Here is a 21,238-nt window from a genome sequence, read left to right as displayed (position 1 = left end):
GCTTTTCTGCCGAATCTATATGTATGACAATTGAGGGCGAAGATTCGTTGCATAAAGAAAAAAGAAATTTTGTTGTAGCAGGAGTTGAGGATTCAGCATGAAATGGATAGTCGGATTAGGCAACCCCGGCACCGCGTATCAAGGGACGCGGCATAATGTAGGATTCATGGTCGTGGATGCGCTGGCAAAGCGTTGGGGGATTAGCGTAACGCAGAGCAAATGCAAGGGGCTTATTGGCGAAGGCAATGTGGCGGGAACGAAAGTTGCACTCATTAAACCGATGACCTTTATGAATTTATCCGGTGAAACGGTAAGAGGCTTTATGGATTATTTTAAAGCCGACTTGGAAGATGCCATCATCGTATATGATGATTTGGATACGGAAACAGGCAAAATCCGTCTGCGTTACCAAGGCAGCGCCGGCGGCCATAACGGGATTAAATCCATCATCCAGCATACGGGTACCCAAACGTTCGATCGGATCCGAATCGGCATCTCTCGGCCGCAGCCGGGCATGAGCATTTCGGACTACGTGCTTTCGAATTTTCCGAAGAACGAGCAGGACCTGCTGAAGGTGATGGTGGAAGAGAGCTGCGATGCGGTCGAATTCGCATTGACGAATCCATTCGAACGCACGATGGCCAAATATAACCGTTAAATTTCAGTCGATGCGGGCATACTGAGGGTATAACGACTACTCAGGAGGCATACATATGGCTGTAAATTATATTTGCCGGCATTGCAAATCGCAGATTGGGTCGATCGACAACGCCCAAATTTCAGAAACACAGCTCGGTTTCCATTTCTTGACCCCCGAAGAGCGCAGCGATATAATAGCGTATAATCCGAACGGCGACGTAACGGTTAACGTGGTTTGCGACTATTGCCGCGAGGCGATCGACAGCAACCCGGAGCTGCTGCTTGTATCGAACCCGCTGCAGTAAGTCGGCAGCAGGGAATGAATGAAGAGCCTTGGCGTACGGCTGAGGCTTCTTTTTGTAGTGATTACGAATGGAAAATGGGAATAGCTCCTTTGCTAGAGGACGGCAGGTGCCGTTTCTTATAGATAAAAGTGTTGTCTGGTGTGGAAAGAAACGAGGTGCCGCTAACGTTGAAAGCATTACTGGAAGCTTACGCTGCGGATACGGATTTTCAATCTATCGTATCCGGAATCAAGAAAGGGATGCAGGAGCAGCTGGTATCAGGGCTCGCCGGTTCTTCGAGGCAGGTCATGATCGCTGCACTGAAGCAGGAGTTTGACAGGCCGATGCTCGTGGTTACTCACAACATGTTCGCCGCTCAGAAGATTGCGGAGGATCTGGTGGAGTGCCTGTCCGAGAACGAAGTCCTGCTGTATCCCGCCAATGAATTAGTCGCTGCGGAAGCGGCGATATCGAGCCCGGAAACGCTGGCGCAACGGATGGATGTCCTTATCCGACTGTCGCAAGGGTTTCGCGGGATTGTTGTCGTGCCGTTTTCCGGCGTTCGTCGTTTCCTGCCGATAAGCAGTGTGATGGCCGGTGCTCGTATCGAGCTGCGTGTTGGCGAGACACTATCGTTGGAAGCGTTTTTACGCCAAATGGTAGAGCTTGGCTATGTGCGCGTCGATAAGGTAGAGGGCAAAGGCGAAATGAGCGTGAGGGGCGGAATTGTCGACTTCTTCCCGCTTACATCCGCGCATCCATACCGGGTGGAGTGGTTCGACGACGAAATCGATTCGATCCGTTCCTTCGATCCGACCGACCAACGCTCCATTGAGAAACTGGAGACGTATATCGTACCGCCATGTCAAGAAATTCTGGCCGATGCGAGAAGGTTTGAGAACGCGGCTCAGCATGCCGCGGAGCTGCTGGAGCAGCAGCTGCAGAAGATGACCGACCGCACGGCGAAGGATCGTCTGCGTTCGGAGATCGGTTCCGAGCTTGAGAAGCTGCGGGAGCATGTATATTTTCCGGAAATCTATAAATATATTTCGCTGCTCTATCCGGAGCGGCATACGTTATTTGACTATGTACCTAAAGATACGCTGCTTATTTATGACGAGCCGACAAGGCTGATCGAAACCGGTCGCCAGCTGGAGCGGGATGAATCGGAGTGGGCGCTGCATCTCTTGACGAACGGCAAAGCGCTGCCTTCGCTTGCCCTTGCGCGTCCTTCTGACGACGTGCTGTTCCATCGTCCGTTTCCAACGCTGTTTCTCTCGCTCTTCTTAAGGCAAATTCCGCATACGCAGCCGCAAAATATTTTGAACGTGGTATGCCGCTCCATGCAGAATTTCCACGGTCAAATGAACGTGCTGAAAGCCGAGATGGAACGTTGGCGCAAAACAGGCGCCACGGTTATGATGCTGGCCGGAAACGCGGAGCGGATGGACCGCATGCGCCGGGTGCTGCATGACTATGGCATCGAACCGCCTGTCATCATGGAAGGCAATCTGCAGACGGGCTTCGAGCTGCCTTCGATTCATTTGATTGTGATCACCGAAGGCGAGATGTTCTCGCAGAAACAGCGTAAGGCACGCCGCCTCGATAAGAAGATGGACAATGCGGAGCGGATTAAGAGCTATACGGAGCTGAAGGTCGGCGATTACGTCGTCCATCAGAACCATGGTATCGGCAAGTACATGGGGATCGGTACGCTTGAAATTGCCGGTATCCATAAGGACTACATGCATATCTTGTACGCAGGCGGCGATAAGCTGTCTGTCCCGATTGAACAGATTGACCTGATTCAGAAATATGTCGGCTCCGAAGAGAAAGAGCCGAAGGTATATAAACTTGGCGGCAGCGAATGGACGCGGGTGAAGAGCAAAGCGCAATCGTCGGTTAAAGACATTGCCGATGAGCTCATTAAGCTGTATGCCGATCGCCAGGCTACGACCGGCTTCGCATTCGGTACGGACACTTCGTATCAACAGGATTTCGAGGCGATGTTCCCGTATGACGAGACCGTTGATCAGCTGCGCGCCATTTCCGAAATCAAGAAGGATATGCAAACCGCTCGTCCGATGGATCGCCTGCTCTGCGGGGATGTCGGCTACGGCAAAACCGAGGTAGCGGTAAGGGCGGCTTTCAAGGCTGCTATTGAGGGCAAGCAGGTTGCTATTCTCGTGCCTACGACGATTCTGGCCCAACAGCATTATGAGACCTTCCGCGAACGTTTCTCGGGATTCCCATTCAATGTGCAGGTGCTGAGCCGATTCCGTTCGAAGAAGGATCAGACGGCTACGATGAAAGGGCTGAAGGCGGGCACGGTCGATGTGGTCATCGGCACGCATCGTCTGCTTTCGCAAGATATTATTTTTAAAGACCTGGGACTGCTTATCGTGGATGAGGAGCAGCGCTTCGGCGTGTCGCATAAAGAGAAGCTGAAGCGGCTGAAAACAAACGTCGACGTGTTGACGCTGACGGCTACGCCGATTCCGCGTACGCTTCATATGTCGATGCTCGGTGTGCGGGACTTGTCCGTCATTGAGACGCCGCCGGAGAACCGTTTTCCGGTTCAAACCTACGTGGTGGAATACAGTCCGTCTCTGGTACGGGAGTCCATCGAGCGGGAGCTTGCGCGCGGCGGCCAAGTGTATTACTTATATAATCGCGTACAAGGGATCCACCAGATGGCCGAGCAGATCCATGCGCTTGTGCCGGATGCGCGGGTGGCGGTCGGTCATGGTCAAATGTCGGAGCAGGAGCTGGAGAAGACGATTCTGGACTTCCTGGATGGGGAATCCGACGTGCTTGTCAGTACCAGCATCATCGAGACAGGCGTTGACATTCCGAACGTGAATACACTCATCGTCCACGACGCGGACAAGATGGGGCTATCCCAGCTGTATCAGCTGCGGGGCAGGGTTGGACGTTCCAACCGGATTGCTTATGCATACTTCACTTATCAACGTGATAAGGTACTGACAGAGGTGGCGGAGAAACGGCTGCAGTCGATCAAAGAATTTACGGAGCTCGGCTCCGGATTCAAGATTGCGATGCGCGACTTGTCGATCCGCGGAGCGGGGAACCTGCTTGGCGCGGAGCAGCACGGATTCATTGCTTCTGTTGGCTTTGATCTGTATTCGCAAATGCTGGCCGATGAGATTAAGAAGCGCAAAGCGGACATGGGCGGCGGCGAAGTCGAAGAGCCTGTCAAAGAAGTCAGCACGATCATTGATATGAGCATCGATGCCTACTTGCCGTCTTCCTATATTTACGATAGCATACAGAAGATAGAGATTTATAAGAAAGTGGCCTCGGTTCGTGCCTTCGAGGAAGTGGAAGATTTGCGCGAGGAGCTGATTGACCGGTTTGGCGATTTGCCTCAAGCGGTCGACAACCTGCTTTCTGTAGCTCGTTTGAAGGTGTACGGCGCGATCTGCGGCATTGAGCAAATCGGCGGAAAAGGCGAGGATATCGCCTTGCGTTTCGCGGAACGTGAGAAGCAGCGGTTCGACACGAAGAAGGTTGACATGTTATGCCTGCAGCTGGAAAACCGGTTCAAGCGTTCGACCGGACAAGAGCCTTATCCGCTTATGCAATTAAGGGGCAAAGGGTTGTCGGTCGAGCAGAAGCTTGAGCTGCTGGAACGTTTTTTGATGCACTATAAAGACACCATTCAATCGAAAGGGGAACTACAGAATGTTACGCACTAACTATTGGAGAAAAGCGACTCTGCTCGCACTGGCTGCTGTGCTGGTTGTTGTATTGGCAGCAGGCTGCGGCAAGAAGAAAGAGGAGGGCGCGGCTCCGGGGACGGGCGAAGGCAAGACGATCGCTACGTACACAGACGGCACGGTAACGGATAAAGAGTTTACGAAGTATTCGACATTCTTTGGCATCGTACAGCCTCAAACGGAGATGTATCTCAGCATTCCACAGCTGCAGGAACAATTTCTGCGTGAATATATCGGCTACAAAGTGTTGTACAAGCGTTTAGGCGATGTGAAGCAAGATGATGCAACGAAGAAAGAAGTCGACAATTTCTATACGCAAATGAAGCAGCAAATCGACGGCACGCCGGAAATCAAGAAGAAAGCCGATGACGCTGGTTTGACTGAGACCGATATTAAATACTTCTACTCCATGATCTCTTCCATCATGAAGGATCAAGAGAAGAAAGTTACTGACGATCAAGTGAAGAAGGAATACGATACGACAAAAGACGATTACAATATGATCAGCGTTCGCCACATTCTGATCGGCACGGTAGATCCTACAACAGGTGCCGAGAAGCGTAAAGACGAAGAAGCGCTAAAAATCGCTAAAGAAGTAAAAGCGAAGTTGGATGCAGGCGGCGACTGGAAAGCACTTGCGAAGCAATACTCCGACGATACGGGCTCCAAGGATAACGGCGGTCTGTACGAAGATCAGCAAGCAAAAGGCTGGGTTGCGGAATTTAAAGACGCTGCCAATAAGCAAGAGATCGGCAAAGTAGGCGAACCGGTTAAATCCCAATTCGGTTACCATGTCATGAAGGTTGAGAAACGCACGCCTACGGCATTCGATAAATTAACCGCGGAAGACAAGACGCTGCTGAAGCAAGCGGTTGCCTCGGCTAACCTGAATAAATTCATGACGGACGAGCTTCCTAAGATGATTACGAAGATCGACCTGCCTAAAGCGGAAACGCCTGCTGCAGATGATTCCAAAACGGATGATTCCAAAACAGACAACGCGGACAAAGCAAACAACGATAAAGCGACTGACGATAAAGCAACTAACGACAAGAAGTAAGAAGCAACACAACAAGCTCAGCCCCATGGCTGGGCTTGTTTTGAACATATCAGCGAAAAATGGGAGGCGTTTCAATGGGACAGCAGCTATTTTTTGTGGGATCTTATTCAGCGAAAGAGCAAGAAGGCATCTCGGGTATGGTCTTACATACGGAGGACGGCGCAATTTCTCGGCTTTCCGGTCAAGCGGGCATTTATAATCCATCTTTTCTAAGAAGCAATGAAGCGGGCACGAGACTTTATGTGGTCAGTGAGACAGGGGCAGAGCCGGGCAGCATTCACAGCTTTGCAATCCATGCGGATAACGGGGAACTGAAGGCTATTAATGAAGTAACAACGCAAGGCGGTTCGCCCTGCCATGTTGAATTCGATGCCACAGGTAAGCTGCTTGTGGTGACCAACTATACAGGAGGCAATTTGGCTGTCTACGGCATCGAGAGTGAGGACGGGGCTCTCGTTCAGGCGGATTTCGCTGTTCATGAGGGAAGCGGGCCGCGGAAGGATCGACAAGAAGCGCCGCATCCGCATTCCTCCATTATTGATCCGGCCAACCGTTATGTGCTGATTGCCGACCTCGGTATTGATCAAATCGTCCATTATGAAATCGATCATACGGCGCAGAAGCTGATTAGACGAAACGAGACGGCGATGCCGGCGGGCGCGGGTCCGCGTCATATGGCATTCCACCCTCAGTCACCGGTGCTGTACGTTATCAATGAGCTGGACAGTACAGTAGGCGTGTACAACTATGAAGCGGAGCAGTCCCAACTGACGGTGAAGCAAATCATATCCACGCTGCCGGAAGAATACGACGGAGCGACGACATGTGCCGACATTCATGTAACGGCTGATGGCCGCTTCCTGTATGCCTCCAACAGAGGGCATGATAGTATTGCCGTATATCGCATCGTTGCCGATGAGAAGCTGGAACTTGTCGAGATTACGCCAAGCGGCGGCAGAACACCGCGAAACTTTGCGATTTCGCCGGACGGACAGTACCTACTGGCGGCTAACCAAGATTCGGATAACATCGTGACCTTCCGCATCGATGAAGCGACGGGCGGGCTGACGCCTACGGGTAACGTCATCGAGACGAGCAAACCGGTTTGTATTTCTTTTGCATAAGTAGAAGCGACGTAAAGTCGGATGGGCACATGGTGCCTGTCCGGCTTTTTTTTGTTTGCGGTGAATTGGGAGGGGCGGAAAAAAGGGGGCGGGATACGCGGGCGGGCACGGGTTCATAGTGTAACCTTTGCTGGCCAGCCGATGTTGCGGACACGGGGTATGACTGACTCCGCACGCTGGATGAGGGTTGCGGTAGGAGCTGGCGAACTGTACGCGCAGGATGTGGATTGCAGAAAGCGCTCTAAAGACCCCTCTGCACGGGGATGCGAGTTGCGGGAAGGTGCGCCAACCAACGATCCCATGCACGCGGGAATATGGTTTGCGGGATGTGTTGGCGAACCGTAACACGCAGGAAGGGAGTTGCGAAATGCGCTAACGAATCGTACAGGGCTTATTTGGGCGAAAAGAGCCTCAAAAAAATTCTAACGAATCATGGAGGTCTTATTTGATGGTTTTGAGGGAGTAGAGAGCTCATTTCGCTCAAATAAGACTCCTACGATTCGTTAGAATTACTAAGCTGCGAAATTGGGTCCAAATAAGACTCCTACGATTCGTTAGAATTTCGCGGAAGGTGGCAAGCGAGTTGAAGGGTGGTGGCAGCACGCGAAATCGCAGTATGAGGCAAGCGGGACGATAGGTGGGTAAGCGCATGAAATCACAGCAGGTGGAAGGGTGGGGTTAAAGAGGCGTGAGCAACGCGCGTGCTCGCCGTTCACGGCAAGTTGATCGGAAGAGTTGGAGCGGAGTGCTGAATCGACGTATGAGTATCACGCGAAATCCAGGCATGATGATGCGAAATATGACATGCGAACGTTTAGCTACGTGAGAGGTGATCGGTAATATATGCACAAAATGCGAGTGCAGGGTAAACCCTGCGCCGTTTTTGATTTTGGACGAGTTGGTATTATCGCGTTATATATATGTTACATATACGGCGGTTTAAACCACGTGTTTTGATTTTTTTAATCATTTAAGTGAGTAAATATAACATAAAATCGACCGATTTCTGAATGTATACGATACCATATTAATATTTCCATCATTTATGTAATCTTTGTTGACATGAAACTTGGGCTAATCTTATAATGAAACCACGAACGATGGTAACTTAATCCAGTAAAACGTTCGGAATAGAGATAAAAAATGGATAGGGAGTGGGAGAATGAGGAAGAACGTATGGAAAAGTGGGGTTTTCATCCTGTTTGCCTGTTGTTTGGTGCTGGCAGGCTGCAGTAAGAACGACAATAAGGCCGCATCGACGAATGCAGCCGGGTCTGGCAGTGACGGCGAAATCAAAGTCGGCATTCTTCATTCTCTTAGCGGCACCATGGCAATCAGCGAAGTATCGGTTAAAGATTCGGAAATGATGGCGATTGACGAAATCAACGCTAAAGGCGGTGTATTAGGGAAGAAAATCGTTCCCGTCGTCGAAGACGGCGCGTCCGACTGGCCGACATTCGCGGAGAAAGCGCGGAAGCTGATCTCGGAGGATGAGGTTGCGACTGTATTTGGCGGATGGACGTCCTCCAGCCGTAAAGCGATGCTTCCGGTGTTCGAAGAGCTGAAGGGCTTACTCTGGTATCCGGTTCAATATGAAGGCTTGGAACAATCCCCGAACATCATGTACACCGGCGCAACGACAAACCAACAAATCGTTCCGGCCGTAACCTGGCTGCTTGAAAACCACGGCAAGAAATTTTTCCTCCTTGGCTCTGACTACGTATTCCCGCGCACCGCTAACAAAATCATCAAAGAACAGCTGAAAGTTGAAGGCGGCGAGCTCACCGGTGAAGAATACACCCCTCTTGGACATACCGACTATACAACCGTAATTGCGAAAATCAAAGAAGCGAAGCCGGATGTGGTATTCAATACGCTTAACGGCGACAGTAACGTAGCGTTCTTCAAACAATTGAAGGATGCAGGCATCTCCTCGAAAGACCTGACGACCTTATCGGTATCCGTAGCCGAAGAAGAAATTCGCGGTATTGGCGTCGATGTGCTGGCCGGTACATATGCCGCCTGGAACTACTACCAAACAACAGACACCCCGGCGAACAAAACCTTCGTTGAAAACTATAAGAAAAAATACGGCGAAGACCGAGTTACGGCCGATCCGATCGAAGCAGGTTATGATGCGGTTTACCTCTGGGCGGCAGCTGTTGAGAAAGCAGGCTCCACGGATGTAGAGAAAGTGAAAGAAGCAGCTAAAGAGCTTGAGTGGGATGCGCCGGAGGGCAAAGTGAAAATCGACGGCGAAACACAACATCTGTACAAAACGGTTCGGATCGGTGAAGTTCAAACAGACGGACAGTTCAAGGAAGTGTGGAACTCCGGCGAGCCGGTTAAGCCAGACCCTTACCTCAAAGGCTACTCATGGGCTGCCAGCTTGAGCGAAAGCAAATAGCAATTCAATAGTCGGGTATTAACGCGAACTGCGCCGCCGCCAGACACAACAAGGCCCGGCAATCGGGCAGCGCTTGGTGTGTTTAGGACGGCGCAGTTTGCATAAGGGGTGAACGCAATCGATGGATGTCATCATACTGCAGTTGTTTAACGGGATCAGCGTAAGCTCGATTCTGCTGCTTATCGCGCTTGGGCTGGCAATTACCTTCGGCCTGATGAAAGTCATTAATATGGCGCATGGCGAGCTCATTATGATCGGCGCCTACACCGCATACGTCGTACAAAACCTTTTTACCTCCTATATGCCTGAATCGGCATTCGGCTGGTACTTTGCGCTTGCCATACCGGTAAGCTTCTGCGTTGCTTTTGCATTCGGCATGGTGCTGGAGATGACGCTCATCCGGTTTCTCTACGGACGGCCGCTCGACAGCTTGCTTGCCACCTGGGGTGTCGGACTGATGCTGCAGCAGATCGCTCGGAGCATCTTCGGTGCGCCGAACGTCGGCGTAACAAGTCCCGAATGGCTCAATGGCGGCATGACTGCGCTTGGGGGCGTTGTATTCCCATACAAGCGATTATTCATTATCGGTCTGGTACTGGTCTGTCTGTTCGTGATGTATCTGTATATCTATCGAAGCCATTCCGGACGCAGAATGCGGGCGGTTATGCAAAATCGTGAAATGGCTGCTTGCCTGGGCATTTCAACGCGCCGAGTAGATGCCATGACCTTCGCGATTGGCTCCGGTATCGCAGGTATCGCAGGCTGTGCGCTAACGCTAATCGGACCGATTGGTCCTTCGATTGGAACGTACTACATCGTGGATGCTTTTATGGTTGTTGTACTCGGTGGTGTAGGGAAGCTCGTAGGTACGGTATTCGGTGCCCTCGGCATCGGGCTGTCGAATACGATCTTCGAATATTGGACGACGGCTTCGCTCGGCAAAGTGCTGGTGTTCCTGTGTATCGTTGCTTTCCTTCAATGGAAGCCGATGGGGCTTGTGGCGATGCGCTCGCGTTCGCTTGATAACTAGATGGGAAAAAGTCGCCCTTGAAAGGTGGAACCATGATGCAGCTTCGAACGATGACGCCTGAGCGAATATGGCTGTTGGCGGGATATGCGGTTGCCGCTGCTGCGTTATTTTGTGCACCGCTTGTATTAAGCGATTTTCGGTTAAATTTGCTGGCGAAGTTTCTGGCCTATGCCATTGTGGCGCTGGGGCTTGATCTAATATGGGGCTATACCGGCATTCTCAGCCTTGGGCACGGTGTGTTCTTCGGCTTAGGCGGTTATGCGATGGCGATGTACCTGAAGCTGGATGCTGGTGGCGGCAAGCTCCCCGATTTTATGGATTGGAGCGGCCTTACGGCGCTGCCTTGGTTCTGGAAACCGTTCGGATCGCTGACCTTTGCCTTGCTGGCGGGGATATTAATTCCGGCGCTGCTGGCGTTGATACTCGGTTACTTTACGTTCCGCAACCGAATTCGCGGCGTGTACTTTACGATTCTGACGCAAGCGCTCGTCATCATTACCGTTACGCTGTTCATTGGACAGCAAGCATATACGGGCGGCACGAACGGCGTGACCGGTTACAGTAAGCTGTTCGGCTTAGCGCTGGCATCGCCGGACACGAAGCGGTACCTGTACTGGGTGACAGTGGTGCTGCTTATCGGGGCTTATCTGCTCTGCCGGTTCATCGTGAAGAGCCGCTTCGGCAAGGTATTGCGAGCGATAAGGGATGGCGAGAATCGGGTACGGTTCATCGGCTATAATCCGGCTGTCTATCAGATGGTCGCTTTTAGCATCTCGGCTGGGCTTGCCGGACTCGCAGGTATGCTGTTCGTGCTGCATGTCGGTATCATATCGCCTTCTATGATGGGCATTGTGCCGTCTATTGAGATGGTGCTTTGGGTAGCCATCGGCGGCCGTGGAACGCTGGCAGGCGCGGTGCTTGGCGCAATTCTGCTCAATTCCGCGAAGAGTGCTTTCAGCGAGTCCTATCCGGATATATGGATTCTGTTCATGGGTGCCTTGTTCGTCGTGGTCGTGGTCTTCTTACCGAAGGGAGCGGCGGGCCTGTTTGGACAATTCAAGTGGTTTAGAAGGAGGAAGGCTGCCGATGAAGGAGCAAAAGGAATCCCCAGTAGTCCTGCAGTGTGACGAGGTAACCGTCGACTTCGACGGGTTTAAAGCGGTACAGGGGATGAATTTCTCCCTTACCCGCGGGGAGCTGCGATTTCTGATCGGGCCAAACGGAGCGGGCAAAACGACGATGCTTGATGTCATCTGCGGCAAAGTAAAGCCGGAGGGCGGAAAGGTGCTCTTCAGCGGAAGCGTGGATATTACGCGGAAGAAGGAGCACCAGATCGCGGAACTCGGTATCGGGCGCAAGTTTCAAACGCCTTCCATCTTCGCATCCCTTACGGTGATGGAGAACTTTGAGATTGCAATGAAGCAGAATCGAGGCGTATTTGCGGCGATGAGAGCGAAGATGCGAGCTGAAGATCGGGATCGGATCCAAGCTCAGCTGGAACTGGTGGGGCTATCGGGAAAAGCGGATTGGCGAGCAGGCGGTCTCTCGCACGGGGAGAAACAATGGCTAGAAATCGGAATGATGCTGCTGCAGGAGCCGGAGATTTTGCTGCTGGATGAGCCTGTTGCCGGGATGACCGATGGCGAGACCGAGAAAACCGGAGAGCTGCTGCAGCATATTCGCAAGACGCAGTCGATTGTGGTTGTGGAGCATGATATGGAGTTTGTGCGCAGCTTCGCGAGCAAGGTGACGGTTATGCATGAAGGGAAACTGCTCAAGGAAGGCTCGATGGAAGAGGTGCAGCGCGATGACCGCGTAGCGGAAGTGTATCTGGGGAAAAGGCGGGATGTCGATGCTAGCCGTTCAACAGCTTGAAGCGGGGTATGGAGAGAGCGTTATTTTGCGGCAGGTTACGCTTCAAGTGCGGCCGGGGCAGGTCGTGTGTTTGCTTGGACGTAACGGAGTCGGCAAAACAACGCTGATGAAGAGCATTATGGGAGTGCTGAAGGCGCGAAAAGGAACGGTGACCTACAAAGGAGCCGATCTGACGAAGCGGGCACCGGGCGAGCGCGCGAAGAAGGGGATCGGATATGTGCCGCAAGGGCGCGAAATCTTCCCGCAGCTTACCGTATTTGAAAATGTGCTGCTTGGTTTGGAAGCGTGCAAAGAGAAAAAACGCGCCATTCCGGAGTCGGCCATTGCGAAGTTTCCCGTGCTGCCCTCGATGTATGATCGCAGAGGCGGCGACTTAAGCGGTGGGCAGCAGCAGCAGCTGGCATTCGCCAGAGCGCTTGCCTCCGAGCCGGAGCTGCTTCTGCTCGACGAGCCGTGTGAAGGCATTCAGCCGTCCATTGTCGATGATATCCGCGATGTTATCCGGTCGATAAAGGCAGGAGGCGAGACGGCAATTCTGCTGGCGGAGCAGAGTCTGGAGTTTGTGAAGAGTGTCGGAGACTATTTCTACATCCTCGAAAAAGGCTCGATTGCATGGGAGGGCGGATTGTCCGATTTGAACGATGAAGTCATCCGTCATTATCTAACTGTTTAACATCTATGTAATAAAACCTGACATAAACATTGACACATTGGCTGTTTCGCTCTTACAATACAAATAAATGTAAGGTTGGCTAACAATTGAATAGCAGTTCTCGGCATTTCTCGGGAACGACAATGCTGTCTAGGGTTCCGTGGTGTCATAACCAGGCTGGTCCAAGAGGCGGCGTATGGAGAATGGCTCACATCACTTTTGGGCCGCGATCTCCGTATAACACGGAAGGACAAAAGCCTGGGAGATCTCTCCTGAGGCTTTTTCTACTTTATAGAGAACTTGATGGGAGTGGGGAGAAATGAAGAGAACGAAACGGACGACGGTTACACTGCTTTTACTTGCCGCAATGCTCACGGCACTGACCGGCTGCGGGGGTTCCAAGGAAGCTTCGTCAGGTGCGGATGACTCACCGATTACGATTGCGCTTAGTCCTTGGCCGGGTTGGTTCTTCTGGTACCTCGTCGACGAGAAGGGGTTCTTCGAGAAACATGACGTGAAAGTCGATCTGAAATGGTTCCCGGTTTACAGCGATTCTCTTCAAGCGCTCTCTACGGGCAAAGTGGATGCCAACAGTCAAACGCTCAGCGATACACTCGCTCCCGCATCCAAAGGAATTGGCCTGAAGGCCGTTCTTGTTAACGACAACTCCTACGGCGGCGATGCAATCGTCAGCAAGTCAAATATCGGCTCCATTGCCGAGTTGAAAGGCAAAACCGTAGCAACTGAGCTAGGTACCGTCGATCACCTGCTGCTGCTGACCGCGCTCGATCAGAACGGAATGTCTGAGAATGACGTCAATTACGTCAACATGACGGTCAACGATGCAGGTCCCGCATTTATATCCGGCAAAACAGATGCTTCCGTGCTATGGGAGCCGTTCCAAACGAAAGCCGTTAAAGAAGGCAAGGGCAAGGTGCTCTTCTCTTCCAAAGATACACCGGGTCTCATCCCCGATCTGCTCGTCTTCCGCGATGAGGTCGTAAAGAACCGTCCGGATGATATTCAGAAGATCGTGGACGCGTGGTTCGAAGCGCTGAATTATTTTAAATCCCATCAGGATGAAGCCATCAAGCTTATGGCGGAGAAAGCGGAAACGACACCGGAGGACTTTAAGCTTGGTCTCGACAGCATTAAACTGTTCACGCCATCGGATAACGTAGAAGCATTCGGTAAGCGCGATGATTACACGTCATTGCCTTACACCGCTCAGAAGACGGCGGATTTCTTGAAGAAGCTGGATATGGTGGATGAAATCAAAGACTTCGATGTCCTCTTCGACTCACGGTTTGTAGAAAAAGCAGCTAAGGAGTGATCGCGATGAAGGCAAATGAGCTTAAAGCCGGGCTTAAGCGTCGGCCGTATCGGTTTCAAATCTTCAAGGATATCGGCGGGAGGCCATTTGCCTTCACCGCAGGATTCTCGTTCGCGCTCTTGTTCATCGTTTGGTCGGCGCTGAGTTACACGGAATCGGTTAACCCGGTCTTCTTGCCAACACCGGATAAAGTATTTGTCGAGATGTTCAAGATGTTGGGTACCGGCGAGTACTGGCATCATATCGGAATTAGCGTGTTCCGTGTATCGGCAGGTTTCCTCCTTGCATGCATCATCGGTATTCCGATCGGTATCTTCGCAGGAACATTCAAGTACGGCGAGGCCTTCGTAGAACCGCCGATGGAATTTATCCGCTACATGCCGGCTGTAGCTTTCATTCCACTCATTATGGTGTGGGCCGGTATTGGGGAATGGGCGAAAATTCTGCTCATCTTCATCGGCTGCTTCTTCCAGCTGGTCTTAATGGTGGCGGACAATACGCGCCGCGTCTCCCAAGATCTGCTTCAAGCGTCTTTCACGCTTGGAGCAGGCCGCTGGAAGGCGATTGAGACGGTGCTTATCCCGGCCATTCAGCCGCAGTTGATGCATACGCTTCGCCTCATTCTTGGCTGGGCATGGACCTATCTCGTTGTTGCCGAGCTCGTAGCAGTCAACAGCGGTCTCGGTTATGCGATTATGAAGGCGCAGCGGTTCCTGAACACGGATCAAATTTTTGTCGGAATTATCGTCATCGGTCTTCTCGGACTCATTAGCGACCGGATTTTCGCTTTCTTAAACCGCAGGTTGTTCCCTTGGGCTTAATCTTAATAAAGTAGGCTCGAGCGGTCTCTTGTGGCAGGCAGGTGCAATGAAATCAGTACAGGGAGTTGATCGCGGATGGAAGCCGTTAAACGTGAAGCTAACTATGATGAGCAATCGGCAAACGCGAAAGGGAGTACTCGTGCCAAGGAGCTGGCGGTAGTGCCGCGCGGTGAAATCGTGATTCGCGGCTTGCAAAAGGTGTATGAAACGAAGAAAAGCCAATTCGAAGCACTGAAGAATATCGATCTAAGCATCGGTACCAATGAGTTCGTCACCATTGTCGGTCCCTCCGGCTGCGGCAAATCGACGCTGCTCCGCATCGTTGCGGGACTTGATGAGCTGACAGACGGATCGGTCACGCTGGATGGCGACGAGGTTGTCGGACCCGGCGCGGAGCGGGGGATGGTCTTTCAAGGGTATACGCTGTTTCCGTGGCTCACAGTACGTGAGAATATTGAATACGGCCCGAAGCTGAAAGGAATTTCGACGTTAGAGCGCCGCGCGATCAGCAATCATTTTCTGAAAGTTATTAAGCTCGAAGCATTCGCAAGCGCCTATCCGAAGCAGCTCTCCGGCGGGATGAAGCAGCGGGTGGCGATTGCAAGGGCGCTTGCGAACCGTCCGAAGGTGCTGCTCATGGATGAGCCGTTCGGCGCTCTCGATGCGCAGACCAAGCTGGAGATGCAGGAGATGCTGCTTGAGGTGTGGGAGAAGGAGAAAACGACCGTTCTCTTCATCACGCATGATATCGACGAAGCGATTTTCCTGTCGCAGCGCATTGTGGTGATGGGCGCCGGTCCGGGACGCATTCTGAAAACCTTCGATGTGGGGCTGCCCGACAAACGGACACCTGAAGTACGCGAGCTGCCGGAATTTCTGGCACTCAAGCGGGAGCTTGGACAGCTGCTGAAGCACTAGAAGCAAGGCAATCATGAGGCGAGGAGCGATCCGGGATGGCGACGCGTGATTCGAAAGAACCTACCGCGAAACGCGGCAGGGTGGAAGGTGCAAGCGGCGGCGATCCGAATCGCTTCAGCAGGAGGCTGCTGGCCGTACTTGGTTTTATCGTGAGAATGATGTTCTTTCGGCATCCCGAAGCTCTTCGTTAGAGCTGCGGGGTGCTTTTTTTTCTGATGGAGCGGGTTATGTGGAAGATACCCCCAACAGCGGTGATTCAAGGCTTTTGTCCCTTTTCCACGTGAATAAGAAAATGGGAGCGGATGAATACTATGGTCAGATCGAAAATCACCTTATTCAAGGATCCTCTCCTCTTGAACGATAGAAATTTAGCAGTTTGCAGTTTGCGTCCAGTCCAATTCAAAACCTTCAAGGAAAGTGGGGCAACTAGAACATGAAAGCAACTGGAATTGTCCGTCGTATCGATGATCTCGGCCGGGTCGTCATCCCTAAGGAAATCCGCCGAACACTGCGCATACGCGAGGGCGACCCGCTGGAAATATTCGTTGATCGCGATGGCGAGGTTATTTTGAAGAAGTATTCCCCTATTGGAGAGCTTGGCGATTTTGCCAAAGAATATGCGGAGTCTTTATCCGAAAGCACAGGCCATATTGCATTGATCACGGATCGGGATAATATTATTGCGGTCGCGGGAGCATCCAAGAAAGATTATTTGGAGAAGCAGATCGGCTCCATGCTGGAGAGCTGTATGGAGAACCGCAAAGCGATCATCGAATCCGGCGGCTCTTACGAGATCGTCAAAGATATCGGAGAGACCTTCAGTGCTTTCGTGGCCGCTCCAATCGTAGCCGGCGGCGATCCAATCGGTACCGTTGTGCTGCTCAGTAAAGACGAGAATGCAAAAATGGCGCAAATGGAAACCAAAATGGCCGAAACCGCAGCGGGGTTTCTCGCCAAGCAAATGGAGCAATAGCAGCGTAGAAGCTTCCTTGAAGAGCATGTCTTCATGGGAGCTTTTTTCTGTAGAGGTCCATTCCGGGACGCGGTTTGGGGTATAATGGGAGCAGGAGAAGAGAGTAGGGCAGGTGCACAGGTTTTGAAAAGAGGGCAAGAGGAGCATGCTGGGACTACGGATGCGGATGAGCGGCGTGCGGAGCTCGGTGTGGGGATTGAAGGTAAGAGTGAGGGCAATCGCTCGGGAAAAGGCGATGGCTTAGGGAATAGCAATGATAAAGGCACAGGAAGCGAAGAAAATGCTAATAGTAAAGATAAAGGCGTAGAAAGCGAAGAAAAAGCTAATAGCAAAGATAAAGGCGTAGGGAACAGGCCTTTGCTGCTTCGCGGCGCAGCGCTCATGGGCGTTGCCATGCTTATTAGCAAGACGCTGGGCACGCTGCAAAAAATCCCGCTGCAAAATATTGCCGGCGATCGTGTCTTTGGGATCTATAACGCGGTTTATCCGCTGTATCAACTGCTGCTTGTGATGGTAACGGCGGGGTTTCCCGTCGCGGTTTCGCTGCTCGTAGCCGAGCGTGAAGCACGAGGGGATACGGGCGGCGCAAGGCGTGTGCTTGGCGCAAGCGCCGGGTTGTTGTTTGCGAGCGGCGCAGTGGGATTTGTGCTGCTGTGGCTGGGGGCTGACCGAATCGCCTTCTGGATGGGCGATGAAGCAACGGCATCCGCGGTGCGTACCGTTTCGCTGGCGCTATGGTTTGCGCCCGTCATGGCTGCGCTGCGCGGCTATTATCAAGGACGGGGACAGATGCTGCCATCGGCTGTGTCCCAGCTGTCCGAACAGACCGTTCGCGTGGCGGGGATGTTGATTCTGCTTGCCATCGGCTGGCATTCTAACTGGTCTGATGCTAAGCTTGCTGCCGGCGCAACCGCCGGTTCGGCCATTGGCGGCGCGGCGGGCCTTGCAGTCATCGCGGCATTCTGGCTGCGGGAGCGGGGCGGCGCAGCGAAACTTCGCCATGCATCAGCAGCCGCCGGCCGGGAAAGTATGGCGGCGCTTATGCGCAAACTGGCGCTACTCGCGGTTCCCGTCACGCTCGGGGCGCTAGCTGTGCCTGCGCTTGGCGTTGTCGATGCGTTCACCGTTCCGCGGCTGCTTCGCGGAACGGGCGTTTCGCAGGCCGAAGCGATGTCGCTCTTCGGCCTGTACAGCCGGGGCCAGCCGCTTGTGCAGCTGGTCGTCCTGGTTGCGGGCGCGATGGGCGCCGCGCTGGTTCCCGCGCTGGCGGCCGCACGCGTGCGCGGTGACGAAACCGCCGTGCGTCAGCAAGCGGCTCTCGTGCTGCGGGCTGCGTGGGGCATCGGCGCCGCCGCGGCTTTAGGGCTCGCGCTGCTGGCCGAGCCCGTCAATGTCATGCTGTACGCGGACGATGTCGGATCGCGCACGTTTGCCCTTGTCGGGTGCACGGCGCTCGCGGGCACCGTTAGCACAATCGCGGCTGCAACGCTGCAGGGGCTGGGGGCCGTCCGTGCCCCTGCGCTGTACATGCTGGCCGCGGCCGCGCTGAAGGCGGCGTTCAACGCCGCCCTTGTGCCGGCGTACGGCACGGCCGGCGCAGCCTGCGCCGGCATCGCTGCGCTCACGGCGGCCGCCCTGCTCGGCACGGGCGCCGTCCGCCGCGCCGCCGGCGCGGCCATGCCCGCGCGGCGCGCCGCGGGCATCGGACTCGCACTCGCGGTCATGGCCGCGGTGCTCGTCCTGGTCGAGCGCGGCGGCGCCCCGCTGCTCGACCTTGCGCTGCCGCCGAGGGCGGCAGCTTGCGCGCTCGCGCTCGGGGGAACCGCCCTCGGCGGAGCGCTCTTCGCCGCCGCCGTGCTGCGCTTCGGCGGCGTGACCGCGCGCGAGCTGCGCGCGCTTCCGGGCGGCGATGAGCTTGCCGCCCGATTGCAGCGTTGGCGCCTGCTGCCCGGCGCCAACTAATCGCCTAGGCGCAAGAACCCGCCGCCGACAATCGCATTCCATAAAGGAGGAACATACATACATGCAAAATCCAACCATAACCGTAGTCGGACTGGGCTCCGGCGACGAAGACCAGCTGACGCTGGGCGTTTGGCGCAGACTGCAAGAAGCGTCCAATCGCTATGTTCGTACGGACAAGCATCCGATGATGAAGCTGTTCAGCGATCATCAATTAGCATACGAGTCCTTCGATTTTCTATACGAGCAGATGGATTCGTTTCCGGATGTTTACGAAGCCATCGCCGAGCAGCTCATCGCGAACGCCTGTACGAAAGGCAGCTTGATCTTTGCCGTGCCCGGTCATCCCATGGTAGCCGAGCGGACCGTTCAGCTGCTGCGCGAGCGTTGCCCGGAGCACAACGTTGAGCTGACCATTCTTGGCGGCGAAAGCTTCCTCGATCAAGCTTTTACAAGGCTGGGATTCGATCCGATCGAAGGCTTTCAGCTTCTGGATGCCGCTGAATTAAAACCTTCCTTGATTCGCACGGAGCTGCATACCGTCATCGGTCAAGTGTATGACGAGTTTACGGCTTCGGATGTGAAGCTGACGCTCATGGAGCTGCTGCCCGATGATCACCCGATCACAATCGGCCACGCGCTCGGCGTACCCGGCGAAGAGCAAATCATCACCGTTCCGCTCTACGAGCTGGACCGGACGCCGGGCTATGGCAACCTCTCGCTGATTTGGCTGCCGCGTTCCACGGACGATATGCTGCGCAATCGCTCCTTCGAGCGTCTGCATGAAATCGTAGCGATATTGCGGAGCCCCGAAGGCTGCCCTTGGGATCGGGAGCAAACCCATCAATCGATTCGCAAGAATTTCATCGAAGAGACCTATGAAGCCATTGAGGCGCTGGATAACGATGATCCGGACGGAATGCGCGAGGAATTCGGAGATGTTATTTTACAAGTGATGCTGCACAGCCAGATGGAAGAAGAGGTCGGTACCTTCTCCGTCTATGATGTCATTCAATCTCTGAACGAGAAGCTGTTGTTCCGTCATCCGCATGTGTTCGGCGATACGAGCGCGGGCAATTCCGAGGAAGCGCTGCGCAATTGGGAGCAGATGAAGGCTGAGGAGAAGCGCCGCAAGGGCATTGATCCTGCCACAGCCTCGCAACTCGATGGCATTCCGCCCGATCTGCCTGCTCTGATGAAAGCTTACAAGATTCAGAAGAAAGCGGCCAAAGTCGGCTTCGACTGGGATCATATCGGCCCGGCGCTCGACAAGGTTGGCGAGGAGCTTCAAGAGCTGCGCGAGGCCATTCAATCCAAGGACGCTGAGGAGCAGGCGGACGAGCTCGGGGACTTGTTGTTTGCGGCAGTCAACGTATCGCGCTTCATCCACGCCGATCCGGAAGAGGCGCTTTCTCGCACCAATTCGAAATTTAAGAAACGATTTTCATATATTGAGGAGCAGCTTCGTATAAGCGGCCGAACCTTTGACCAAACTGATTTAACAGAGATGGATCGTTACTGGGAGGATGCCAAGAAGCTTCCCTAGTAAAAAGGATTGTAGATTCGTCAAAATTCGGCTTATTTCCTCACAAAACGTGAAAATAATTTTCCATTCAGCAGGATTTATTTGCTAATAGGCAGAAGTAGTAGCTGAGGAAACTAAGCTATGCGGCAGTCTAAACACTGCCTACAAGTATAATTGAACTTTTAGGAGGCCATTAACCATGAACAAAACAGACTTGATCAACAACATCTCGGCAAAAAGCGGTTTGACTAAGCGTGATGTAGAATCCGTATTGAACGGCTTTCTGGGCGAAGTAACAGATGCTCTGGCAGGCGGCGACAAAGTACAATTGATCGGTTTCGGTACATTCGAAACTCGTAAGCGTTCCGGCCGTACAGGTCGCAACCCGCAAACGGGCAACCCGATCACAATTGCAGAATCCAAAGTTCCAGCGTTTAAAGCCGGCAATAAATTGAAAGACGCGATCAAGTAATAATGCGTCTGGATAAATTCCTCAAAGTATCGCGTTTAATCAAGCGGCGTACTGTCGCAAAGGACGTGTCCGAACAAGGCCGCGTCTGGATTAACGATCGTGAAGCCAAAGCGAGCAGCACCGTCAAAGCCGGCGACGAGCTCAAAATTCAATACGGCCAGAAGATCGTCACCGTCCGCGTCGAGCGGATCTTGGAGACGACCAAGAAGGACGAGGCTAGCGGGATGTATACTTTGTTGAAAGAAGAAGCGCGCCAGCAAGAGAACAAGCTCGACTGGCAAGCGTAAGCAGCTATTACAGGACAGCCTCAATCGGGGAATACCCGGCGGAGGCTGTTTTTCTTATGCCCGGCAATCTATTGTCCAAGACCCCTACGATTCGTTAACGATTCTGTATCCATATTTTGAATAAAAATGCTATAATCTC

19 protein-coding genes are annotated in these 21,238 nt (G+C 53.2%); all 19 read left to right on the top strand.

Features of this window, described 5'->3' with window-relative positions:
• Positions 1-97 precede the first annotated feature (97 nt).
• The 19 genes from pth to BM412_RS30565 all read left to right on the top strand — a co-directional run bounded on the left by pth (position 98) and on the right by BM412_RS30565 (position 21,099).
• Positions 98-658: an aminoacyl-tRNA hydrolase gene (gene pth / locus BM412_RS30655; RefSeq protein WP_091225512.1), complete on the top strand. Its 561-nt coding sequence runs from the start codon at positions 98-100 to the stop codon at positions 656-658.
• 55 nt (positions 659-713) lie between these two features.
• Positions 714-944, top strand: a complete 231-nt coding sequence (locus BM412_RS30650; protein WP_090985905.1) for an anti-sigma-F factor Fin — start codon at positions 714-716, stop codon at positions 942-944.
• Between the two features lie 167 nt (positions 945-1,111).
• The gene (mfd, locus tag BM412_RS30645) at positions 1,112-4,642 is read left to right on the top strand and encodes a transcription-repair coupling factor (RefSeq protein WP_091225511.1); all 3,531 of its coding nucleotides are present in this window, start codon (positions 1,112-1,114) and stop codon (positions 4,640-4,642) included.
• Positions 4,629-5,723 (top strand): peptidylprolyl isomerase, encoded by a 1,095-nt coding sequence (locus BM412_RS30640; protein WP_091225510.1) that lies wholly within the window; start codon positions 4,629-4,631, stop codon positions 5,721-5,723. Before mfd ends, BM412_RS30640 begins: the two co-directional genes overlap by 14 nt.
• A gap of 74 nt (positions 5,724-5,797) precedes the next feature.
• Entirely contained in the window at positions 5,798-6,847 is a 1,050-nt protein-coding gene (locus BM412_RS30635) for a lactonase family protein (protein WP_177246169.1), read from the top strand.
• 1,162 nt (positions 6,848-8,009) lie between these two features.
• Positions 8,010-9,254, top strand: coding sequence for an urea ABC transporter substrate-binding protein (gene urtA / locus BM412_RS30625; protein ID WP_091225507.1), 1,245 nt, complete (start codon positions 8,010-8,012; stop codon positions 9,252-9,254).
• A 121-nt stretch (positions 9,255-9,375) separates the two neighbouring features.
• Positions 9,376-10,284, top strand: coding sequence for an urea ABC transporter permease subunit UrtB (urtB, locus tag BM412_RS30620; protein ID WP_091225506.1), 909 nt, complete (start codon positions 9,376-9,378; stop codon positions 10,282-10,284).
• A gap of 35 nt (positions 10,285-10,319) precedes the next feature.
• Complete coding sequence (gene urtC, locus BM412_RS30615) at positions 10,320-11,411, top strand: urea ABC transporter permease subunit UrtC (RefSeq protein ID WP_371264884.1); 1,092 nt, start codon at positions 10,320-10,322, stop codon at positions 11,409-11,411.
• A complete protein-coding gene (urtD, locus tag BM412_RS30610) occupies positions 11,371-12,159 on the top strand; it encodes an urea ABC transporter ATP-binding protein UrtD (protein WP_091225504.1) in 789 nt (262 codons plus the stop codon). The genes urtC and urtD overlap by 41 nt, the downstream gene beginning before the upstream one ends.
• Entirely contained in the window at positions 12,137-12,832 is a 696-nt protein-coding gene (gene urtE / locus BM412_RS30605; protein ID WP_091225533.1) for an urea ABC transporter ATP-binding subunit UrtE, read from the top strand. Before urtD ends, urtE begins: the two co-directional genes overlap by 23 nt.
• A 298-nt stretch (positions 12,833-13,130) precedes the next feature.
• A complete protein-coding gene (locus BM412_RS30600; protein ID WP_091225503.1) occupies positions 13,131-14,144 on the top strand; it encodes an ABC transporter substrate-binding protein in 1,014 nt (337 codons plus the stop codon).
• A gap of 5 nt (positions 14,145-14,149) precedes the next feature.
• Positions 14,150-14,965, top strand: coding sequence for an ABC transporter permease (locus BM412_RS30595; RefSeq protein WP_091225502.1), 816 nt, complete (start codon positions 14,150-14,152; stop codon positions 14,963-14,965).
• Positions 14,966-15,040: 75 nt separating this feature from the next.
• Positions 15,041-15,883: an ABC transporter ATP-binding protein gene (locus tag BM412_RS30590; RefSeq protein ID WP_091225501.1), complete on the top strand. Its 843-nt coding sequence runs from the start codon at positions 15,041-15,043 to the stop codon at positions 15,881-15,883.
• A gap of 35 nt (positions 15,884-15,918) precedes the next feature.
• Positions 15,919-16,074 (top strand): hypothetical protein, encoded by a 156-nt coding sequence (locus BM412_RS32305; protein WP_177246168.1) that lies wholly within the window; start codon positions 15,919-15,921, stop codon positions 16,072-16,074.
• 242 nt (positions 16,075-16,316) lie between these two features.
• Positions 16,317-16,856 (top strand): stage V sporulation protein T, encoded by a 540-nt coding sequence (spoVT, locus tag BM412_RS30585; protein ID WP_091225500.1) that lies wholly within the window; start codon positions 16,317-16,319, stop codon positions 16,854-16,856.
• Positions 16,857-17,045: 189 nt separating this feature from the next.
• A complete protein-coding gene (locus BM412_RS30580; protein WP_177246167.1) occupies positions 17,046-18,818 on the top strand; it encodes a polysaccharide biosynthesis protein in 1,773 nt (590 codons plus the stop codon).
• Between the two features lie 61 nt (positions 18,819-18,879).
• A complete protein-coding gene (gene mazG, locus BM412_RS30575) occupies positions 18,880-20,361 on the top strand; it encodes a bifunctional methyltransferase/pyrophosphohydrolase YabN (RefSeq protein WP_091225498.1) in 1,482 nt (493 codons plus the stop codon).
• A gap of 178 nt (positions 20,362-20,539) precedes the next feature.
• Positions 20,540-20,812: an HU family DNA-binding protein gene (locus tag BM412_RS30570; protein ID WP_090985878.1), complete on the top strand. Its 273-nt coding sequence runs from the start codon at positions 20,540-20,542 to the stop codon at positions 20,810-20,812.
• A gap of 2 nt (positions 20,813-20,814) precedes the next feature.
• Positions 20,815-21,099, top strand: coding sequence for an RNA-binding S4 domain-containing protein (locus BM412_RS30565; RefSeq protein ID WP_090985876.1), 285 nt, complete (start codon positions 20,815-20,817; stop codon positions 21,097-21,099).
• The last annotated feature ends 139 nt before the right edge of the window (positions 21,100-21,238 follow it).

Source organism: Paenibacillus sp. BC26, assembly GCF_900116125.1.
In the GTDB taxonomy this organism is placed as follows: domain Bacteria; phylum Bacillota; class Bacilli; order Paenibacillales; family Paenibacillaceae; genus Paenibacillus_Z; species Paenibacillus_Z lignilyticus.
Note: the sequence above shows the minus strand (reverse complement) of the source record. Positions and strands in the feature narration are given on the sequence as shown.

Excerpts from the sequence above, each read along its gene's own strand:
- urtA (WP_091225507.1), top strand. The coding sequence starts at position 8,010 with ATGAGGAAGAACGTATGGAAAAGTGGGGTTTTCATCCTGTTTGCCTGT.
- spoVT (WP_091225500.1), top strand. The coding sequence starts at position 16,317 with ATGAAAGCAACTGGAATTGTCCGTCGTATCGATGATCTCGGCCGGGTC.
- BM412_RS30635 (WP_177246169.1), top strand. The coding sequence starts at position 5,798 with ATGGGACAGCAGCTATTTTTTGTGGGATCTTATTCAGCGAAAGAGCAA.
- pth (WP_091225512.1), top strand. The coding sequence starts at position 98 with ATGAAATGGATAGTCGGATTAGGCAACCCCGGCACCGCGTATCAAGGG.
- BM412_RS30565 (WP_090985876.1), top strand. The coding sequence starts at position 20,815 with ATGCGTCTGGATAAATTCCTCAAAGTATCGCGTTTAATCAAGCGGCGT.
- mazG (WP_091225498.1), top strand. The coding sequence starts at position 18,880 with ATGCAAAATCCAACCATAACCGTAGTCGGACTGGGCTCCGGCGACGAA.
- urtB (WP_091225506.1), top strand. The coding sequence starts at position 9,376 with ATGGATGTCATCATACTGCAGTTGTTTAACGGGATCAGCGTAAGCTCG.
- BM412_RS30600 (WP_091225503.1), top strand. The coding sequence starts at position 13,131 with ATGAAGAGAACGAAACGGACGACGGTTACACTGCTTTTACTTGCCGCA.
- urtD (WP_091225504.1), top strand. The coding sequence starts at position 11,371 with ATGAAGGAGCAAAAGGAATCCCCAGTAGTCCTGCAGTGTGACGAGGTA.
- BM412_RS30595 (WP_091225502.1), top strand. The coding sequence starts at position 14,150 with ATGAAGGCAAATGAGCTTAAAGCCGGGCTTAAGCGTCGGCCGTATCGG.
- BM412_RS30650 (WP_090985905.1), top strand. The coding sequence starts at position 714 with ATGGCTGTAAATTATATTTGCCGGCATTGCAAATCGCAGATTGGGTCG.
- urtE (WP_091225533.1), top strand. The coding sequence starts at position 12,137 with ATGCTAGCCGTTCAACAGCTTGAAGCGGGGTATGGAGAGAGCGTTATT.
- BM412_RS32305 (WP_177246168.1), top strand. The coding sequence starts at position 15,919 with ATGGCGACGCGTGATTCGAAAGAACCTACCGCGAAACGCGGCAGGGTG.
- urtC (WP_371264884.1), top strand. The coding sequence starts at position 10,320 with ATGCAGCTTCGAACGATGACGCCTGAGCGAATATGGCTGTTGGCGGGA.
- BM412_RS30570 (WP_090985878.1), top strand. The coding sequence starts at position 20,540 with ATGAACAAAACAGACTTGATCAACAACATCTCGGCAAAAAGCGGTTTG.
- BM412_RS30590 (WP_091225501.1), top strand. The coding sequence starts at position 15,041 with ATGGAAGCCGTTAAACGTGAAGCTAACTATGATGAGCAATCGGCAAAC.
- BM412_RS30640 (WP_091225510.1), top strand. The coding sequence starts at position 4,629 with ATGTTACGCACTAACTATTGGAGAAAAGCGACTCTGCTCGCACTGGCT.